The sequence below is a fragment of the Flavobacterium fontis genome (assembly GCF_900129405.1).
Lineage (GTDB): Bacteria > Bacteroidota > Bacteroidia > Flavobacteriales > Flavobacteriaceae > Flavobacterium > Flavobacterium fontis.
This window is the reverse complement of sequence record NZ_FQVQ01000004.1, coordinates 167491-186845: the sequence shown is the minus strand read 5'-3', so window position 1 is coordinate 186845 and position 19355 is coordinate 167491. Positions and strand designations below refer to the sequence as shown.

Annotated in this window: 14 protein-coding genes and 3 tRNA genes; 6 read left to right on the top strand and 11 right to left on the bottom strand. The window is 41.6% G+C overall.

Features of this window, described 5'->3' with window-relative positions:
- The first annotated feature begins 162 nt into the window (after positions 1–162).
- Positions 163–2709: a DNA gyrase subunit A gene (gene gyrA / locus BUC17_RS05375; protein ID WP_073362378.1), complete on the top strand. Its 2547-nt coding sequence runs from the start codon at positions 163–165 to the stop codon at positions 2707–2709.
- A 73-nt stretch (positions 2710–2782) separates the two neighbouring features.
- Positions 2783–4111, top strand: coding sequence for a tetratricopeptide repeat protein (locus BUC17_RS05370; protein WP_073362376.1), 1329 nt, complete (start codon positions 2783–2785; stop codon positions 4109–4111).
- A 34-nt stretch (positions 4112–4145) separates the two neighbouring features.
- Here BUC17_RS05370 and BUC17_RS05365 read toward each other — a convergent pair whose 3' ends face one another.
- The gene (locus BUC17_RS05365) at positions 4146–4910 is read right to left on the bottom strand and encodes a C40 family peptidase (RefSeq protein ID WP_073362374.1); all 765 of its coding nucleotides are present in this window, start codon (positions 4908–4910) and stop codon (positions 4146–4148) included.
- A gap of 5 nt (positions 4911–4915) precedes the next feature.
- A complete protein-coding gene (locus BUC17_RS05360) occupies positions 4916–6097 on the bottom strand; it encodes an acetyl-CoA C-acyltransferase (RefSeq protein WP_073362372.1) in 1182 nt (393 codons plus the stop codon).
- Between the two features lie 247 nt (positions 6098–6344).
- On the opposite strand from BUC17_RS05360, the gene BUC17_RS05355 reads away from it, so the two are divergent.
- The 3 genes from BUC17_RS05355 to BUC17_RS05345 all read left to right on the top strand — a co-directional run bounded on the left by BUC17_RS05355 (position 6345) and on the right by BUC17_RS05345 (position 6589).
- Positions 6345–6428, top strand: a tRNA-Ser gene (locus tag BUC17_RS05355).
- An 8-nt stretch (positions 6429–6436) separates the two neighbouring features.
- Positions 6437–6511, top strand: a tRNA-Pro gene (locus BUC17_RS05350).
- A gap of 4 nt (positions 6512–6515) precedes the next feature.
- Positions 6516–6589, top strand: a tRNA-Arg gene (locus BUC17_RS05345).
- Positions 6590–7631: 1042 nt separating this feature from the next.
- Here the strand turns inward: BUC17_RS05345 and BUC17_RS05340 are convergent.
- From BUC17_RS05340 to BUC17_RS05325, 4 genes are read right to left on the bottom strand one after another with little or no spacing between them, the layout of a single operon-like run.
- Positions 7632–9086, bottom strand: coding sequence for a TolC family protein (locus BUC17_RS05340; RefSeq protein WP_073362371.1), 1455 nt, complete (start codon positions 9084–9086; stop codon positions 7632–7634).
- Complete coding sequence (locus BUC17_RS05335) at positions 9067–12189, bottom strand: efflux RND transporter permease subunit (protein ID WP_073362369.1); 3123 nt, start codon at positions 12187–12189, stop codon at positions 9067–9069. The genes BUC17_RS05340 and BUC17_RS05335 overlap by 20 nt, the downstream gene beginning before the upstream one ends.
- A gap of 24 nt (positions 12190–12213) precedes the next feature.
- On the bottom strand, positions 12214–13296 hold the full coding sequence (locus BUC17_RS05330; protein ID WP_073362367.1) for an efflux RND transporter periplasmic adaptor subunit: 1083 nt from the start codon (positions 13294–13296) through the stop codon (positions 12214–12216).
- 56 nt (positions 13297–13352) lie between these two features.
- The gene (locus BUC17_RS05325; protein WP_073362366.1) at positions 13353–13682 is read right to left on the bottom strand and encodes a hypothetical protein; all 330 of its coding nucleotides are present in this window, start codon (positions 13680–13682) and stop codon (positions 13353–13355) included.
- Positions 13683–13936: 254 nt separating this feature from the next.
- On the opposite strand from BUC17_RS05325, the gene BUC17_RS05320 reads away from it, so the two are divergent.
- Positions 13937–14521 (top strand): M15 family metallopeptidase, encoded by a 585-nt coding sequence (locus tag BUC17_RS05320; protein ID WP_073362455.1) that lies wholly within the window; start codon positions 13937–13939, stop codon positions 14519–14521.
- Here BUC17_RS05320 and BUC17_RS05315 read toward each other — a convergent pair.
- The 5 genes from BUC17_RS05315 to BUC17_RS05295 are packed head-to-tail and all read right to left on the bottom strand — an operon-like array spanning position 14518 to position 19353.
- Positions 14518–15702, bottom strand: coding sequence for a class I SAM-dependent methyltransferase (locus BUC17_RS05315; RefSeq protein ID WP_073362364.1), 1185 nt, complete (start codon positions 15700–15702; stop codon positions 14518–14520). The genes BUC17_RS05320 and BUC17_RS05315 overlap by 4 nt on opposite strands.
- Before the next feature lie 2 nt (positions 15703–15704).
- A complete protein-coding gene (locus BUC17_RS05310; RefSeq protein WP_073362362.1) occupies positions 15705–16796 on the bottom strand; it encodes an AI-2E family transporter in 1092 nt (363 codons plus the stop codon).
- Positions 16797–16821: 25 nt separating this feature from the next.
- Positions 16822–17463 (bottom strand): DUF4159 domain-containing protein, encoded by a 642-nt coding sequence (locus BUC17_RS05305; protein ID WP_073362360.1) that lies wholly within the window; start codon positions 17461–17463, stop codon positions 16822–16824.
- Positions 17460–18647: a thioredoxin family protein gene (locus tag BUC17_RS05300; protein WP_159433928.1), complete on the bottom strand. Its 1188-nt coding sequence runs from the start codon at positions 18645–18647 to the stop codon at positions 17460–17462. Before BUC17_RS05300 ends, BUC17_RS05305 begins: the two co-directional genes overlap by 4 nt.
- Positions 18634–19353, bottom strand: coding sequence for a 16S rRNA (uracil(1498)-N(3))-methyltransferase (locus tag BUC17_RS05295; protein WP_073362356.1), 720 nt, complete (start codon positions 19351–19353; stop codon positions 18634–18636). Before BUC17_RS05295 ends, BUC17_RS05300 begins: the two co-directional genes overlap by 14 nt.
- Positions 19354–19355: the final 2 nt, after the last annotated feature.

Here is a 19355-nt window from a genome sequence, read left to right as displayed (position 1 = left end):
CAATAGTTGTCAGGGATGTCAGGGGATTTATTAACCGTTTCAACCCTTGATTTTGTTAATAAAAAGTCGAAATATGCCGCGGGAATTTCTTTTCAAAAAAACAAAATGATGTATATTGCACGTTTGAATAATTGAACCAAAATTTTATAAAATATTTAGCATATGTCTGACGGAGAGAAGTTAATTCCTATCAACATTGAAGACGAGATGAAAAGCGCGTACATCGATTATTCGATGTCTGTAATTGTTTCTCGTGCCTTACCCGACGTTCGTGACGGTTTAAAACCCGTTCACCGCCGTGTGTTGTATGGAATGTATGACTTAGGAGTTTTTTCAAATAGAGCCCACAAAAAATCGGCGAGAATCGTAGGGGAAGTACTCGGTAAGTACCACCCGCATGGGGATAGCTCGGTATATGATGCCATGGTGCGTATGGCGCAAGAATGGAGTTTACGTTACTTATTGGTAGATGGTCAAGGAAACTTTGGTTCCATCGATGGTGACAGTCCAGCAGCCATGCGTTACACCGAAGCGCGCATGAAAAAAATGTCAGAAGACATAATGGCAGATATCGACAAAGAAACCGTTGATTTTCAGTTGAACTTTGACGATACCTTGTATGAACCCAAAGTCATGCCTACCCGTATTCCCAATCTATTAATTAATGGAGCTTCGGGAATTGCTGTAGGGATGGCAACCAACATGCCACCGCACAACCTCACGGAAGTCGTTGATGGTACGTTGGCCTACATTGATAACAATGCGATAGAAATTGACGAGTTACTTCAATACATCAAAGCACCTGATTTCCCTACAGGAGGGGTGATTTATGGCTACGAAGGGGTTCGCGAAGCCTTTAAAACCGGTCGTGGACGTATCGTTATTCGCGGTAAAGTTAATTTTGAAGAAGTCAATGGCAAAGAAGCTATCGTAGTCACTGAAATTCCGTATCAAGTCAATAAAGCTGAGATGATTAAAAAGACAGCGGATTTGATCAATGAAAAGAAAATTGAAGGGATTTCCAATATCCGTGATGAATCCGATCGTAGCGGAATGCGCATTGTATATGAGTTAAAACGCGATGCGGTGCCCAATGTGGTGCTCAACATGTTGTTTAAGTACACACAATTGCAGAGTTCGTTTAGCGTAAACAATATTGCCTTAGTGAACGGTCGTCCTGAGATGTTGAATTTGAAAGATTTAATTCACCATTTCGTAGAGCACCGTCATGATGTAGTGGTGCGACGCACGCAATTTGAATTGCGAAAAGCGGAAGAACGTGCACACATCTTGGAGGGATTAATCATTGCGTCCGATAATATTGACGAGGTTATTGCCATTATTCGTGGTTCGAAAGACGGCGATGAGGCACGTACCAAATTGATGGAGCGCTTTAGTTTGTCGGAAATTCAATCCCGTGCCATCGTTGAAATGCGTTTGCGTCAGTTGACCGGATTGGAGCAAGATAAGTTGCGTGCTGAATACGAGGATATCATGAAATTGATTCAGCGTTTGAAAGACTTGTTGGCCAATAAAGACTTGCGAATGGCCTTGATCAAAGAAGAATTGATCGAAGTCCGCGAAAAATATGGTGATGCACGTCGTTCTGAAATTGTATATGCAGGCGGTGATGTGAGCATTGAAGATTTGATTGCCGATGAAAATGTGGTGATTACTATTTCGCATGCGGGTTATATTAAACGAACGTCTCTTTCGGAATATAAAACGCAGAATAGAGGCGGGGTGGGACAGAAATCGGCGGCTACGCGAGATCAAGATTTCTTAGAACATTTGTTTGTAGCCACCAACCATCAGTATTTATTGTTCTTTACACAAAAAGGAAAATGTTACTGGATGCGCGTTTATGAAATTCCTGAAGGATCGAAAGCCAGCAAAGGACGTGCGATTCAGAACTTAATCAACATCGAAAGCGATGACAAGGTTAAGGCATTTATTTGTACGAAAGACTTGAAAGACGAAGAATACATCAACAATCACTATGTCATCATGGCGACCAAGCAAGGTCAGGTGAAAAAGACCCCGCTTGAACAGTATTCGCGTCCCCGTCAAAATGGAATTAATGCCATTACGATTCGTGAAGACGATGAATTATTGGAAGCAAAACTAACCACAGGAAACAGTCAGGTTCTTATCGCTGTGAAGTCCGGTAAATTGGTGCGCTTTGAAGAAAGCAAAACGCGTCCCATGGGCCGTACAGCTTCTGGAGTTCGCGGAATCACTTTAGCCGACGAAAAAGATGAAGTGATCGGAATGGTAGCGGTTGACGAAAAAGAAGTCAATGAGAAACAGATTTTGGTGGTTACCGAAAATGGATACGGGAAACGTACCAAATTGGTGGATGACGATGGCGAAGATGTGTATCGTATTACCAACCGCGGTGGAAAAGGAGTTAAAACCTTAAATATCACCGATAAAACCGGACAGTTGATTTCGATTTCTGATGTTACCGATGAAGATGACTTAATGATTATCAACAAGTCGGGATTAACGATTCGAATGATGGTTTCCGACTTACGCGTTATGGGTAGAGCCACGCAAGGAGTTCGTTTAATCAATATCAAAAACAACGATTCCATTGCTGCTGTAACCAAGGTGATGCGTGAGGAAGAATCGGAAGCGGTAGAAGACGACGAACTAAACGAGGGTATCGAATTAAATGACGATACTACTCCCGAAAATGAAGAATAAAAAGTAAAATAATTGTGTAAAAGCCATGTGTTGAATTTCAATCGTGGCTTTTTACGTTTTTAAATCAAATCGTATGAAAATCAATCATTTATTTTTAGCGGGAACCCTGTTCTTGGCTACAGCTTCATTCGCACAAAAAGACGAATTGAAAGCTTTAAAAAAATTATACGCAAAAGACGCGTTAAAAACCGAAGAGTATACGGAATACAAAAATTTGGTTCAAAAGTTGGAAGGATTAGCCACTGAAGAATCCGATAAAGTATACCTAAAGTTCTACAAAGCCATGGTTCCTATGATGGAAATGTCGACTTGGGATAAAAATATGTCCCCTGTGGTGATGCAAGCGCAAATGACTAAGCTGTTTTCCCCTAATTTAATTGAAGCGTTAGGAGTAGCCATGCGGGAAACGTTGGATTACGAAGCTAAATCGGGAAAAAAGGTGTATACCGACGACATTAACGAAACCATTCAAACGTTCAAAGGGCAGTTATTGAATGTAGCCATTAGTTTAGGTAACGCCAAGCAATATGCAGAATCATCCAAAATTCTTTACAGCATTTATTTGATGGAACCTAAAGAAATGGAAAACCTCTATTTTGCTGCAAATTATGCGGTTGAAGGCAAGGATTACGACAGCGCTTTGAAATATTATGAAATTTTGAAGTCTAAAAATTATACCGGAGAAGGCACGAAATATTTTGCCAAAAACAAATTAACGGGACAAGTAGAAAGTTTTACCGATAAAGGCATCCGAAATAAATTTGTGGAGTTGGGTCAGTATTCCGATCCTACAGAAGAAAAAGTGCCTTCCAAACGCGGTGAGATTGTTAAAAATATTGCCTTGATTTATTTGCAACAAGGTAAAACGGATGCAGCAAAATCAGCCATAGCCGATGCCAAAAAGGAATTGCCCGGGGATACCAATTTATTGTTGTCGGAAGCAGAGATTTATTTAAAGTTAAACGACGTTCCCAATTACCAAAAAACCATTAAAGAAGTATTGGAGAAAAATCCCAATGATCACATTTTGATATACAACCTTGGGGTAACAAGCGGGAATAACAATCAATTTGATGAAGCCGAAAAATATTACCGCCGTGTCATTGAAATTAAGCCCGATTATGTCGATGCCTATGTTAACCTAGCCGACATGATGTTGAAACCCGATCAAAAAATTGTAGACGAAATGAATAAACTAGGCTACACTGAAAAAGACCAAAAACGATTTGAGTTTTTAAAAGGGGAGCGTCAGAAGTTATTCAATAAAGTACTTCCAATTCTAGAAAGTGCTTATAAACTACAACCGAACAACGAAGGTGTAATCAATGGATTGCTTACCGTGTATAAGTTTTTGGAACGCAATGATAAAGTAAAAGAGTTAAAAGCTCAATTAGGAAAATAAAAAAAAAGTGCTCTAGTTAAATAGAGCACTTTTTTTATATCACTTTTTTAATTACCCGTAAACGGTGGGTGTGTCGATTTTCCTCAGCGTTGTAGATGCCGAGATGATCCAATCGATCGACGCGAACTTTACCACTGGCGTGGATGATGTAATTGTTTTCTAAAATAATCCCAACGTGGATGATTTTACCTTCTTCATTATCAAAAAATGCCAAATCTCCCGGTTCACTTTCTTCAATAAAACTTAATACCTCGCCCTGGGTAGCTTGTTGTGAAGCATCGCGTAAAAGAGCGTATCCATTGAGTTTGTAAACCATCTGTGTAAATCCAGAACAATCGATGCCAAAAGGTGATTTTCCTCCCCACAAATAAGGGGCATTCAAATACATAAAAGCGGTGGGAATCAATTCTGATTTCGGTTTTTTCCCTGTAATCTTTAAGCCTTCAAATCCGAATTGCGCCCGATTGACGTCCCCATGGTTTAAAAACGTCAATGACGCACCCAGTAATAATGGAATTAATTGGTTTTCGGGAGTGACGGCATATTCAACCAAATCTGCATTTAAGATTAATGCATCTTGAGATAACTTTTCAAACTGGTCTTGTGTTATTTCCTGGCATTGTTTGCGGTCAATCCATCCCTCGTATTGATCGAAATGAAGTTTGATTTTTAGCCATTGTTTTTCTTTGTCTATAATTTCAAAATGTTCCCCAAACAACACTTGTGACACCATTTCACTTCGGTCACTCGGTTCGGCGCGCAGCGGAATTACAGAAAGGGTACAAAGGGCAAACTTCATTCTAATTAAGCAATTCGTTCAATAACTAAAGCAGATGCGCCACCACCACCATTACAAATAGCTGCAGCTCCAATTTTTGCATCATTTTGTTGTAAGACATGGAGTAGCGTAACGATGATGCGTGCTCCTGAACATCCAAGCGGGTGGCCCAATGAAACAGCACCGCCATTTACATTGACTTTGTCATTGGGTAAATTTAAAATTTTTGCATTGGCAAGTCCCACCACTGAAAACGCTTCATTGAATTCAAAAAAGTCGACTTCATCAAGAGTCAATCCTGCTTTGGCAAGGGCTTTAGGTAAGGCTTTTGCTGGTGCAGTGGTAAACCATTTTGGTTCTTGTGCTGCATCGGCATATCCGCGGATAACCGCTAAGGGTTGCAATCCCAATGCTTCAGCTTTCTCAGCACTCATCAAAACTAAGGCTGCAGCCCCGTCATTAATGGTTGATGCATTGGCTGCGGTAACCGTTCCATCTTTAGTAAAAACGGCATTAAGTGTTGGAATTTTGTCCAAACGAACATTGGTATACTCTTCATCGCGGGTAACCATAATGGGGTCCCCTTTACGTTGAGGAACTGCCACAGGAACAACTTCTGCATCAAATTTACCCGCGTCCCAAGCTTGCGCTGAACGCTGATAGGATTGTATTGCAAAATTGTCTTGCTCTTCACGAGTAATGTTGTATTCGGTAGCACATAAGTCGGCACAAACCCCCATGGCATTGTGGTCGTAGGCATCGGTTAATCCATCTTTTTGCATCCCATCGACTAGGGAAGTAGGACCAAATTTAACACCATTACGCAGGTGAACGTAGTGGGGAATCATACTCATATTCTCCATACCTCCTGCAACAACAACTTCGGCATCCCCAGCCATAATCGCTTGTGCACCTTGCATGATAGCTTTCATCCCAGAAGCGCACACTTTGTTAACCGTTGTACACGCTACATTTTCTGACAATCCAGCAAATAAAGCCGCTTGTCGTGCGGGAGCTTGTCCAACACCTGCTTGTACGACATTACCCATTAAGACTTCATCGACAAGATTGGGGTCGAGTTGAATTTTTGCTAAAGCACCTTTAATGGCAGCTGCTCCTAAATGGGGTGCAGCAACCGAGGATAGGGCGCCCATAAAACTTCCGATGGGAGTTCGAGCTGCCGAAACGATGACCACTTTTTTACTCATGTTAATTTTAAAATTTCAATTGGTTTGTTTGTAGTGCAAATCTACTATTTTTTAGGAAATAGCCTGATTTTCCCCTTGTATTTTCACGGTTATTTTACTTTTTTAAACGCTATTGAATTGATAACGAATGGATTTATTTTGGGTTAGCATAAATTCATAAAAAATACGTGCAAATAGTTGTATTTTTTACTTTGTTGCGTTACATTTGCAACCGCTTTAAGCGAAAGTTCTTTATTTTTAAGAATCAGGAGAGGTGCCGGAGTGGTAACGGAGCAGATTGCTAATCTGTCGACGGGTAACCGTCGCCAGGGTTCGAGTCCCTGTCTCTCCGCTTCTTTTCGGGGTGTAGCGTAGCCCGGTTATCGCGCCTGCTTTGGGAGCAGGAGGCCGCAGGTTCGAATCCTGCCACCCCGACTAAGGTCCAGTAGCTCAGCTGGATAGAGCAACTGCCTTCTAAGCAGTAGGTCTCAGGTTCGAATCCTGACTGGATCACAGTAAAGCCTCTGTTTTGGGGCTTTTTTTGTTTGAAAATATACGGTCTCAGGTTCCCCCGATAGCTATCGGGGCTGACGGATCACCCTAAAGTCCCTGTTTTGGGGCTTTTTTTGTTTGAAAATATACGGTCTCAGGTTCCCCCGATAGCTATCGGGGCTGACGGATCACCCTAAAGTCCCTGTTTTGGGGCTTTTTTTGTTTGAAAATATACGGTCTCAGGTTCTCCCGATAGCTATCGGGGCTGACGGATCACCCTAAAGTCCCTGTTTTGGGGCTTTTTTTGTTTGAAAATATACGGTCTCAAGTTCCCCCGATAGCTATCGGGGCTGACGGATCACCCTAAAGTCCCTGTTTTGGGGCTTTTTTTGTTTGAAAATATACGGTCTCAGGTTCTCCCGATAGCTATCGGGGCTGACGGATCACCCTAAAGCCTCTGTTTTGGGGCTTTTTTTGTTTGAAAATATACGGTCTCAGGTTCCCCCGACAGCTATCGGGGCTGACTGGATCACCCTAAAGCCTCTGTTTTGGGGCTTTTTTTGTTTGAAAATATACGGTCTCGGGTTCCCCCGATAGCTATCGGGGCTGACGGATCACCCTAAAGCCTCTGTTTTGGGGCTTTTTTTGTTTGAAAATATACGGTCTCAGGTTCCCCCGATAGCTATCGGGGCTGACTGGATCACAGTGAAGCCTCTGTTTTGGGGCTTTTTTTGTTTGAAAATATACGGTCTCAGGTTCCCCCGACAGCTATCGGGGCTGACTGGATCACCCTAAAGCCTCTGTTTTGGGGCTTTTTTTGTTTGAAAATATACGGTCTCGGGTTCCCCCGATAGCTATCGGGGCTGACGGATCACCCTAAAGCCTCTGTTTTGGGGCTTTTTTTGTTTGAAAATATACGGTCTCAGGTTACAAAAAACAATTGCATCCTTAAAAAAGACGAGCTACATTAAAAAACACTTTTCATTTTACCCCAAAAAAGAACAAGGGCATTTTCGAAAAAACACCCCTGTTCCAACAGAAAACCAAAAAAAAACAATTCAATCTATTGCGAGGTCTCAAGACTTCCTCCCAATGCTTTAAATAATATAATCGTATTTAATGTGGTATCCAATTCGAAATGCAATAAATCTAAATCGGCTGTAAGTTTATTTTTTTGCGTATTAATCAATTCCATATAATTAGCATATCCTGTGATATACAAATCGTTGGCTACTTCCACCGCACGTTTCAAATGCCCGACCTCTTGCGCTTTCAATGCCAATGTTTTTTGATAAATTTCGCGTTTTCCCAATAATGTTTGCAACTCCGTGTAGGCTTGAATTACGCTTTTTTGGTAGCCCCAAAAGGCAATTTCTTGTTCTTTGGAAGCCACATTAAATTCCAATTTCAATTGAGAACGATTTAACAAAGGCGTGAATAAACCGCCTAGAAGTTGGTAGGTTAATGATCCGGGAAGGAAAAGGGTTTCGGCAGAAAAAGCATTATATCCAAAACGGGAGCCCAGAACTAATCGGGGGAGAAAGGCCGCTTTGGCTGCTTTGGCATCGGCCTGACTCGCTTGTAACTCAAAATAGTGTTGCAACACATCGGGACGATTGAAAAGCAAACGTACATACTGTTCTTTTGCTTTGGAATCTTCATTATTGACCGTCATTAACGTATTGCCACGATCAATACGATACGTATATTTTCCGAGCAGGGCATTGAGCGCATTTTCAACTTCGAGCACTTCAATTTTCAATAACGAAATTTCAGTTTCCAGATTTTTACTTTGGGCTTGAAACTGTTGAACGGCCAATTCAGTCGCTTTTCCTACGCTTCGTTGAGCGGCAATAATTTCATACGCTTTTTGTTGCAAAGCATAGTTTTCCTCATAAATCGTAAGCTTCTTGTCTAAAGCAATCAATTCAAAATACAGTACAGCAATATCCGTAAAAAGCGTTGCTCTCACTAAGCGTTCCCCTTCACGTGAAGCCAAATAACGATTTCTAGCCGCTTCTGAAAGTTTTTTGAGTTTTCCCCAAATATCGGCTTCCCAAGCACTTTGTAAGCCCACAAAATAGTTTGGGGTAAGATTCGTATTGATGATTTGTCGCTCATTAATATTGGACGACAAGTTGGTGTCGAAGTTACCCACGCCCTCCATAGTATAGTCCCCAAAACGCGTACCACTCGCCGAAAGTTCAAGATCTAAATTGGGTAATCGAACTTTCTTACTGCGCACCAAATAACTATTAGCAATGGCAATACGCTCTTTTGCTATTTGTATATCGGGATTGGAGGCCAACGCTATTTCAAACAATTGTACCAACTTTTTGTCACTAAAGTAGGTTGAAAGTTTGGGGGTTTCTTTTAATGTGACACTATCTGGAACGATGGCCATCTCACCTTCAGGTAGTGGAGCTAGGGTCTTCGTGGGTGCTAATTTTGGACTAGCACATGAAGCCAAGCAGCCACATACTAAAATAAATATGACCTTACGCAGTTGTTGTTTCATTTTTGAATTTTTTTTCTAAGGTTGCAAAAAAGATATAAAGCCCAGGAATGATCAGTAACCCAAAAACAGTACCCAGTAGCATTCCACCAGCCGCCGCCACACCGATGGATTGATTTCCAACAGCACCCGCGCCAGAAGCAATACAGAGAGGAATCAAACCGGCAATAAAAGCAAAAGAGGTCATAAGAATGGGGCGTAATCGTTGTCGGGAGCCTTCAATGGCCGCCGAAACAATCGACTCTCCTTCTTGGTTACGAGCCATAGCAAATTCTACAATCAGAATCGCATTTTTGGCCAACAAACCAATCAACATGACCAAGGCGACTTGCGCATAGATGTTATTTTGAAGTCCTGCAAGACTCAATGCAAAATACGATCCGAAAATCCCTGTAGGCAAACTCAACAAAACGGGTAGGGGAAGTAAAAAACTTTCGTATTGGGCGGCCAATAAAAGATATACGAACAACAAACAAATCAAAAAGATAATCGTCGTTTGATTTCCGGATAAAATTTCTTCCCGCGTCATTCCCGACCACTCAATGGTGTATCCTCGGGGAAGTTGTTTTTCGGCAACGCGTTCTACCGCTTTAATCGCATCTCCCGAACTGTAACCCGGCGCTGGTTCACCATTAATCATTGCCGACATATACATATTGTAACGGGTAAGGATTTCGGGACCATACACACGTTCCAAACGCACAAAGGTCGAAAACGGAACCATCTGTCCTTGATCGTTTTTTAAATAAAGATTTAAAATACTTTCTGGCGCATTCCTAAATTCGGGTCCGGCTTGAACCATCACTTTATACATTTGCGTAAAGCGGATAAAGTTGGTTGCATAATACGAACCCAGCAAAGTCTGCAAGGTTTCCATTGCGTTTTCTACCGAAACTCCTTTTTTGGTAGCCATATCATAATCCATGTGGACAAGATATTGGGGATAGGTTGCATCAAATCCCGTGAAGTTGTTTTGTAATTCGGGTGCTTCATTTAAGGCTTTGATAAACGCTTTTGTGGTTTTATCCGTGTCGGTTAACGTTCTTCCTGATTTATCCAACAACCGCAATTCATAGCCACTCGCGTTTCCGAAGCCCGGTACGGTTGGGGGCGCAAAGACTTCAATATCGGCATCGGCAATTTTATCTGTTTCAACGGTCAATCGTGTAATTAGTTCATCGGCTGAGATATCGCGTTCTGACCAATCTTTCATGTTGATCATCGCCATTCCGTAGGATGCCCCCGCAATTTCGGTAACGATACTGTACCCCGCCAAGGTAGTTATATTCTCTACACCCTCCATTTCTTTGGCCAACTGTGTAATTTGCGTTAGTACTTTTTCTGTACGTTCAACGGTGGCGCCTTGGGGTGTGGTTACACTCACATACACCATTCCTTGGTCTTCAAGCGGAATAAAGCCGGTAGGAAGCAGTTTGCTATTGACTACCATTAATCCAATAAAGGCGATGAGTAAACCGAATGTTACCGCAGTTCTCGTGGCAAATCGGGACAACAAATTCGTATACCGCTGAGTCAAACGATCAAAACCGGAATTGAATTTTGTAAAAAAGCGTTGTAACCCTCCTTTGTGCGAGCCATGCTGGTGGGGTTTTAATAAAATAGCGCACAATGCTGGCGTGAGTGTTAATGCATTAACCCCTGAAATAACGATACTTATCGCTAAGGTCAGCGAAAACTGTCGGTAGAAAACACCAACGGGGCCACTCAAAAAGGCTACGGGAATAAATACCGCCGACATGACCAAAGTAATAGCCACAACAGCTCCAGCAATTTCTTTCATCGACGCCACAGTCGCTTCATAGGGCGCTAAGCCTTCTTCCATCTTTACGTGAACGGCTTCTACCACCACAATCGCATTATCGACCACAATTCCGATAGCCAACACCATGGCAAAAAGAGTTAATAAGTTGATCGAAAACCCAAGCATTTGCATAAACGCAAAGGTTCCAATTAAGGCCACAGGTACCGCCAAGACAGGAATTAAGGTGGAACGCCAATCTTGTAAAAACAAAAAGACCACAATACCCACCAACAAGAACGCCTCCAACAATGTTTTGATTACGGCACTAATCGAAGCGTCCAAAAATCGCGAAACATCGTAGGCCAGGTTGTAATTCATCCCCGGAGGAAAGGAAGTGCCTTTTAATTCGTCCATTTTGGCTTTTACCCGTTCGATTACTTCGGAAGCATTTGAGCCTGGACGCTGTTTCATCATGATAGAAGCCGAGGGTTTTCCATCTGTTTTTGAAACCATTCCGTAACTCATTGCTCCAAATTCAACTTTGGCGACGTCTTTGAGTTTTAAAATAGTCCCCGAAGCATCGGCGCGCAAGGGAATTTCTTCATATTGTTCGGGCGTGGCAAATTTACCCGTGTATTTGACCACATATTGCAACTGACTGGAAGTTTTTCCTGACGTTTCTCCCACTTTACCGGGAGCTGCTGCAATATTTTGTGCCCGTAAGGCAGCGATCACCTCTTGCGCTGAAATCGAATACGCATTCAATTTTTGGGGATCCAACCACACCCGCATAGAGTATTCTTTTTGCCCCATGATTTCGGCACGTCCCACACCATCGATACGTTTTAACTCTTGTAAAACGTTGATATCGGTAAAGTTGTAGATAAACTGCTCGTCCATGTTTTTGTCCTCGCTCGTAATATTGAGGTACATCAACATACTATTCACCTCTTTTTCGGTGGTTACCCCAGCACGGATTACTTCTTCAGGCAATTCGTCCAATACCGTGGTCACCCGGTTTTGAACGTTTACCGCTGCCACATCAGGATCGGTTCCTACTTCAAAAAACACCTGAATCATGGTCAATCCGTCGTTGGAAGTTACAGTCGACATATAGGTCATTCCGGGTACTCCATTGATGGCGCGTTCGAGAGGTAAGGCTACGGCATTGGCCGAAACTTCAGCATTCGCTCCCGTATATTTTGCCGTTACCGTTACCGAGGGAGGTACAATGTCGGGGAATTGGGTAATGGGCAATTGCAACAAGGCCATCACACCAAACAAAACAAAAAATATAGAGATGACCAAGGATAACACCTTGCGTCGTATAAATAGCTCGATCATGTAAAAAGATTTTGTCGTGGATCCTTAAATTTTGGAACTGATTTGAATGCGGTCCCCGTCACGAAGCGATTGCGTGCCTTCGTAGATGATACGATCGCCTTCTTCAATGCCGCGACTCACCAAATAATTGGAGGAAAGCACGGCTCCGATTTGAATCGTACGCATTCGAACTTTTTGGTTGGAATCTACCACAAAAACATAGGTTTTATCCTGAATCGAAAAGGTAGATTTTTTTGGAATGGTAATGACGTCTTTTCGTGTTTCTGAAATGACCAATTTACCCGATGTTCCATGTTTAATCAAGTGTTCAGGATTGGGGAAGGCTGCCTTAAAACGGATAGACCCTGTGCTTCGGTCAATTTCGCTTTCGGCCGATTTTAAGGTGCCTTTATAGTCGTAATGTACCCCGTTGGGCAACACTAATTCAATTTTTTGATGCTTCCCAAGCTTATCTTCAGCAATGAGTTGAAAGTAAAGACTTTCGGGAATGGAGAAGTAGGCATACACTTCTTCCAGTTGTGAAAACGTAGTCAGTAAGGCCCCGTTTTCAATCAAACTTCCTTCTTTAAAAGGAATCACGTCAATCACTCCATCAAAAGGAGCCGTGATTTTGGTGAAAGCAATTTTTTGCAACACGGTGTTTCGTTCCGCTTCCATAAAGGAACGTTGTGCTTTTTTGGCTTCCAATTTGGCTTTGATCATGTCCAATTCATTCTTGGCAATGATGGCTTTATTGAAAAGACTTTGGTGTTGGTTGAGTTCAATTTCAGCCATACGAACATCGGCTGTCGCTTGCTGTAAGCCTGCAGTAGCCTTGGAAAGTTCCATCCGCAATTCGGCATCATTGATTTTAAACAAAGGTTGTCCTTTTTTGACATATTGTCCTTCGTTGACATAGATATGGTGAAGGATACCCGAAATACGCGAACGAATTTCAATATTCTTTTTGGCTTGAATATCCGTCACAAAATCGTTGGAAATTAAGGTGTCTTTTTCAACAACTTCCAAAACAGGGTATGCTTTATTATCTTTGTTTTCAGCAGAATTTGAACGTTGACAAGCACTTACCAGCCCCAAGGCTAGAAGTCCTAAAACGAGATTTTTCATAGGTTATTTTTTGATTACAATTGATTTTCTGTTTAAAACGGGTACGAAAATCGGAATCAAAAAAGGTGAAAAATGTGTAAAAACCGTTGCGTACGGTGCAACAGTGAAGGCGTATTTTTGGCAAAAAGGGTCGAAGTGAAAACTACCAAATTTTCCTTTTGAACAGGAGCGCATGACTGTTTTTGGGTAACTTTTTGCTGTTGTAAACGAACTTGTTGTTGGGCTGTGGAAATCGGATTTTCTTCCGCGGTGTCTTGTACAGATTCAATCGCTTTTTTGACGCTCATGTCCAAAACTTCATCACAGTGCTTTAACCCGACAGACAGGGTCATCAACGCACTGAAGATGAAAATTAAAAACGAACGAAACGATTGCATCGGTTGCATTTCTTTGTTTTAAGTGCAGCAAAATTAATAGATAAAATAGGGGGGACTTGCGACTTTGTAATTAATTTAACATTTGAAAAGGTTCAATTGCTATTGGTTTTTTTTGTACTTTTCAACAGCTTACAAAGCTTGAAATTTACTACCGTAGTACTATGAAAATCAGTTGTTTTTTGGGATTTCTTGGCTTGCTGTTGATAGGATGCTCGTCGACGGATAAAGCTTTTTCCAATCGTGATTTTTTAAAAAATAATTATTTGAATTCAAAATCGTTAGCCATTTACGAGGGCATCCACGATACCACTTTTGTGAGGGTGCGTAATTATGAAGGTTTTTTTGTGTTTGACATGAAATATGCTTCCTCCGATAATTTTTTGAAAACGGCAGTTTATGACTGTTCCGAATGTTATCTACGGATGAAAACGGTTCGGAACTTAATTGAGGCCAACAATGAGTTTTTGGAAAAAGGGTATCGGATTAAAATTTATGATTGCTACCGTCCTTTGGACATTCAAAAGAAAATGTGGGCCATTTTACCCGATGCAGACTATGTCGCCGACCCTAAACGCGGTTCCATTCACAATCGAGGAGGAGCCGTCGATATCACACTGGTAGACAAAGAGGGAAACGAATTGGATATGGGAACTTCCTTTGATCATTTTGGTCCCGAAGCGGCACACGCCTATGCAAATTTACCGCCCAAAGTCAAAGCCAATCGCACCTTTCTAAAAGAAGTGATGTTGCGCCATAATTTTAGAGCCTTCAAGTCGGAATGGTGGCATTATAATCTAGCGGGTTCCCTCAAGGATCCGTTAGCCAACTTTAAATGGGATTGTCCTTAATCGCCGATTTTCGTTGTTTCCAAGACCACTTTCTCTCCTTTTTCTAAAGTTACAAAAAACCAATAGCTTGCACCGCCGTCGGCAATTTTCCATTTTTTGCGTAATTCAGCGACACTTTCTGGGAAGTTACGAGTGGCTACATGGCCTTTCTTTCCGATCAGTGATTTCATTGTTGCTTTTTGGTAGGGAAAAACACGGCGTATTTGAAAGCGTCGTCCCGGATAGTCGATAAGCGCTGTAGCGGTAAATAAATGTGTGTGGACATGTAGTTTTTTTAGCCCCAATTGATGCGCCAAGACATCATAGCCCCCCGATTTCATCAAGGCAGCATTGGGCTCATATAAATAACTTTGAGGTGCTGCAAGTTCGACGGGAACACGCAACCCAAATTCATGGGTAAACAACGAGGCGTTATCTGTTTTAAACAAAGTAACGGCCGTAATTTGTAGGGGGTTAGCAGTGTTTTTTCGCAGGTAAAACAACAACTCTTTTACTTCATTTTGAACCGCAATCACTTGTACCTCCGACACATACTTTAGTTCGTGAAGTGCAGCGGTAATATCCAAAAGAGGTGCTGTTTTAATTAGTATTTGATCGGTATACTCAAAATATTCATCTACCAGTTCGGGCACATTGGGCGCACAATCGCTCAAGAAAAACACTTTTCCTTTTTCTTCATGACGTCGCGACGGGTCGAGGTAAAGCCAATCAAAACGGGTATTGCTTTTTCGTAAAAAGTCCAAACCATCGCCTGAAACAAAGGTAAGATTATGGACCCCCATGGTGCTACTGTTATGCGCTACCATGGCTGACAATTGGGCATCGTGTTCGCAATGAACCACCGATTGAAAATGTTGTGCAAAATAGTAAGCATCTACGCCAAAACCTCCCGTAAGGTCGATGAGGCTTGCTCCATGAATCGTTTGCGCTTTATAAGAAGCCGTAATTTCGGAGGAGGTTTGCTCTATCGAAATTTTAGACGGATACAAACACAGGGGAGTGGTAAACCATGTAGGTAATTTTTGGGCCGCTTTGGCTTTGGATTCAATTTGTTGTAAAATGCGTTTGTAATCGAGGTGTGGGAACGGATTTTTTTGCAACGCCAATACCGAGACGGGGGTGTTTACATGGGCATTGATGAAGTCTTGCACTTCAGGTTCCAAAAGCGAATGATCGATCATCGTTACAGGTTCTTGGTCATTTGACGCACGATATTGGCCTCTGGGAAAAAGGTTTTGGCAATGATTTTCACAATGGTAAAAGTAGGAACCGCAATAATCATCCCCATGATGCCAAATAGAATACCCGCAATCAAAACCACCAAGAATATTTCTAGCGGATGCGATCTAACGCTTTTCGAAAAAATGATGGGCGAGGTGATGTTGTTATCAATCATTTGAACAATTGAAAATCCGATTAAAACGTAAAGGGTGGTGGGTAAGGTCACTGTTGAAAAATCGGCATTGATGTTGGAAAGCATCGTCAATATACCTGCAATACCGGTTCCAATCATTGGTCCAACATAGGGAATAATATTCAGTAATGCACACAAAAACGCAATAACAAAGGCATTTTCAACATCAAAAATAAGGAGTACAATCAAGTATAAAATGCAGACAATGGTCAGCTGAATGATGAGTCCAATAAAATACCGGCTAAGTAATTCACGAATTTTATCCACCGATTCTAAAATGGGTTCTTGATGTTTTTCGGGCAATACATATTTGGCGCCAACTAAAAATTGCACCTTATCTTTTAAAAAGAAAAATGTGATGAAAAACACCGATACTAGGCCAATACTGAGACTACTTACCGTATTGATGATTCCATTTAGAAAATCGGTTATGGAATTAAACTTGAGTTTGGAGGTGATATCGGACTGTTTGATCAATCCATCCAAATCCATATTGTGTTGATGTAAATAGGTGTCCACTTGTTGGTAAAGCGCCATCAACCGTATTTCAATGGCATGGGCATCCAGTAAGGAGAGTTTGTTGCCTTGGGTAACAATAAGCGGAATGAATAACGAAATTAACCCCACGAGTAAAAGCACAAACAACGTCAAGGTGAAGGCTACCGCAAACGTATTTCCAAACTTTAATCTTCGGCGTAAAAACTCCACTATGGGATTGGCAATCAAGGCCATGACAATCGATACCAAAAGGTAAACAATTACGGCCTGAATGCAATAGATGAAATACAATCCCAAGCCCACCAATACAATAACAGCGAGCGCCTGAAGAATACCGAGAGCGATAGTTTTGGAAGGGGTCATAGGGTTGTGATTTTGTTCGTTAGTTTTAGTTATTGAAAACGTAGTGAATTAAATTCGCCCCCATTTTCAGTGCTTTTTCGCGAACCTCTTTGGGGTCGTTGTGCACATCGGCATCTTCCCAACCGTCGCCTAAATCACATTCAAAGGTATACAATAGTACCAAACGATTGTTTTCAAATATCCCAAACGCTTGTGGACGTTTACCGTCGTGTTCGTGAATTTTGGGCAGTCCGGAGGCAAATAGGTTAGGACCTTGAAAAATCGGGTGATTGGCGGGCAGTTCTACCAAGTTTTTTTCAGGAAATAAACGCTTGATTTCTTTCCGTATAAACTCATCCATCCCGTAATTGTCATCAATGTGTAAAAATCCACCAGAAAGCAAATAATTACGAAGATTTGCAATATCTGCGGGACTGAACACCACATTGCCGTGTCCAGTCATGTGCACAAAAGGATAGGAAAATAAATCGGGACTCGAGGGTTCTACAGTTGCCGGTTTGGTCTTTATTTTGGTGTTCAACGAACTGTTGCAATACCGAATTAAATTGGGTAAAGCGGTGGGATTGGCATACCAGTCTCCTCCGCCACTGTATTTTAACAAGGCAATTTCTTGAGCGGGGCTACTCAAATTGGCGAGTAAACACAAACCTAGTATTAGATATTTCATAGTTTGGCAGCTTTTATTTCCTTGATGATGGTATCGCTTTCTGAACTGCTCCAACCCATTTGTTCCGACCATTTTTTGGCGGTTTCGGCCGCTTGAAGCGCTTGCGTTCTATCTTTCAATTTGAGGTATAATTTGGCTTTTACCAAATGTTTTTCGGCGTTTTCACTTAGCGCAATGGCTTTATCGACCCAAGTAATTGCCTTTCGTAACGCATCGGGCTGTTGGATGTAATTCAAATACACCGAAGCATTTTCTATCAATTGGTTGGCATCTTTGGCGGCAAAGGTATCTGTTTTTTCTAATGTAACCTGTTGGTAGCGTTTCCAATCTTGTATACTGGCATACAATTGTGTGTCGTATTTGTACAATAGCGAATCGGTTTTTCGCAACTGAATTTTCTCAACAAAAACTCTTTTTTTGCGATAATTTAGGGTATCCAACGCGTCGGCTGCACTTCGTAGGTTGTCTTGCACGGTGTAAATAATTTTTTTCTCAACCCGCTGTGGACTAGCCGCTTGCCCAAATTCTTTTTGATAGTCGATGATCCACTGAAATTCGGGAGCTTCTACCGTATTGATTCCATTGGCTATAATGCGCCAATTTAATTCGGTAAATAAATTTTCTTTGGGAACGGTTTTGAGATAGCGTTGTGTAATCGTAGTCGCATCAAATCCGGCTTTTCGAATGGAAGCGATGTATTTTAAACACGCCTCTGGATTATTCACATTGGCTTCGAACGCTGCTTTGAGTTGGGGCAATTGATTTTCGGGTTGCAACAATTTAGTGCCTTCTTCAATAAAACTTTCTTTTTTCATTTCCCCTGAAAATCCACCCCAGTAGACTTCTTTTGAAGAAAAATACGCAAAGGTAGGATAGGAGCGCACCTTACAATCATTTTTAAATTTTTGCTTCAAAGCACTTCCCGCATCACTCTCGGCGTCAATAGCTACGGTAATATAATTTTGCGCATAAAATAGCACGACATCGGTATCCTGTAAAACCGAACTTTTCATTTTTTTGCAATGTTCACACCAATTGGCATAAAACATCACCACGAGCGGTTTGTTCTTTTCTCGGGCTTCATTTTGTGCTTCAAAATAATTCCGATCTTTAAAAATAACGTTGGCTTGCGACCACCCCAAGGCACTGATCAAAAAGCAAAAAAGAAAACTATTTATTCTCATACCATTCATTTTTAAACACCACACTATGACAGGCAACAACAGCAGCCGTTTCTGTTCGAAGTCGTGTATTACCCAAAGTTATTGGAACAAAACCTTTTGCACAAGCACTTTCAATTTCTTTAACAGAAAAATCGCCTTCGGGTCCGATTAAAATCAGCACATCCTCTTGTGTTTTCAGGGCTTCTTGTAAGGATTGACGTTGGCTTTCCTCGCAATGCGCTATAAATTTTTGACCTGAAAAAGGAGCTTGTATAAAGGTTGAAAAGGGGATAGGCGCTTGCAATTCAGGGACATACAATTGATTGGACTGCTTCATGGCGGCAACGATGATTTTTTCCATCCGCTCGGTTTTGAATACGGTTCGTTCCGAATGATCGCAAAGAATAGGTGTGATGGTATGGATGCCAATTTCGGTTGCTTTTTCCAAAAACCATTCGTAACGTTCATTCATTTTGGTAGGCGCTACGGCCAAATGCAATCGGTATGAGGCTGGTTTTTGATACGTACACTCCACAATTTCAACCGTGCATTTATGGTCAGAGGCCAATGTTATTTTGGTGTGAAATAAATTGCCTAAACCGTTGGTAACATGAATGCTATCGCCTTCTTTTTTTCGTAGAACTTTAATGATATGTCGACTTTCTTCACGGTCAAACGTAAAGGTTTTTGTTTCGGGAGTCAGCGTTGAATTATAAAACAATTGCATAG

Excerpts from the sequence above, each read along its gene's own strand:
- BUC17_RS05365 (WP_073362374.1), bottom strand. The coding sequence starts at position 4,910 with ATGAAGTTTGCCCTTTGTACCCTTTCTGTAATTCCGCTGCGCGCCGAA.
- BUC17_RS05335 (WP_073362369.1), bottom strand. The coding sequence starts at position 12,189 with ATGATCGAGCTATTTATACGACGCAAGGTGTTATCCTTGGTCATCTCT.
- BUC17_RS05360 (WP_073362372.1), bottom strand. The coding sequence starts at position 6,097 with ATGAGTAAAAAAGTGGTCATCGTTTCGGCAGCTCGAACTCCCATCGGA.
- BUC17_RS05295 (WP_073362356.1), bottom strand. The coding sequence starts at position 19,353 with ATGCAATTGTTTTATAATTCAACGCTGACTCCCGAAACAAAAACCTTT.
- gyrA (WP_073362378.1), top strand. The coding sequence starts at position 163 with ATGTCTGACGGAGAGAAGTTAATTCCTATCAACATTGAAGACGAGATG.
- BUC17_RS05305 (WP_073362360.1), bottom strand. The coding sequence starts at position 17,463 with ATGAAATATCTAATACTAGGTTTGTGTTTACTCGCCAATTTGAGTAGC.
- BUC17_RS05310 (WP_073362362.1), bottom strand. The coding sequence starts at position 16,796 with ATGACCCCTTCCAAAACTATCGCTCTCGGTATTCTTCAGGCGCTCGCT.
- BUC17_RS05370 (WP_073362376.1), top strand. The coding sequence starts at position 2,783 with ATGAAAATCAATCATTTATTTTTAGCGGGAACCCTGTTCTTGGCTACA.
- BUC17_RS05315 (WP_073362364.1), bottom strand. The coding sequence starts at position 15,702 with ATGATCGATCATTCGCTTTTGGAACCTGAAGTGCAAGACTTCATCAAT.
- BUC17_RS05330 (WP_073362367.1), bottom strand. The coding sequence starts at position 13,296 with ATGAAAAATCTCGTTTTAGGACTTCTAGCCTTGGGGCTGGTAAGTGCT.
- BUC17_RS05300 (WP_159433928.1), bottom strand. The coding sequence starts at position 18,647 with ATGAGAATAAATAGTTTTCTTTTTTGCTTTTTGATCAGTGCCTTGGGG.
- BUC17_RS05325 (WP_073362366.1), bottom strand. The coding sequence starts at position 13,682 with ATGCAACCGATGCAATCGTTTCGTTCGTTTTTAATTTTCATCTTCAGT.
- BUC17_RS05340 (WP_073362371.1), bottom strand. The coding sequence starts at position 9,086 with ATGAAACAACAACTGCGTAAGGTCATATTTATTTTAGTATGTGGCTGC.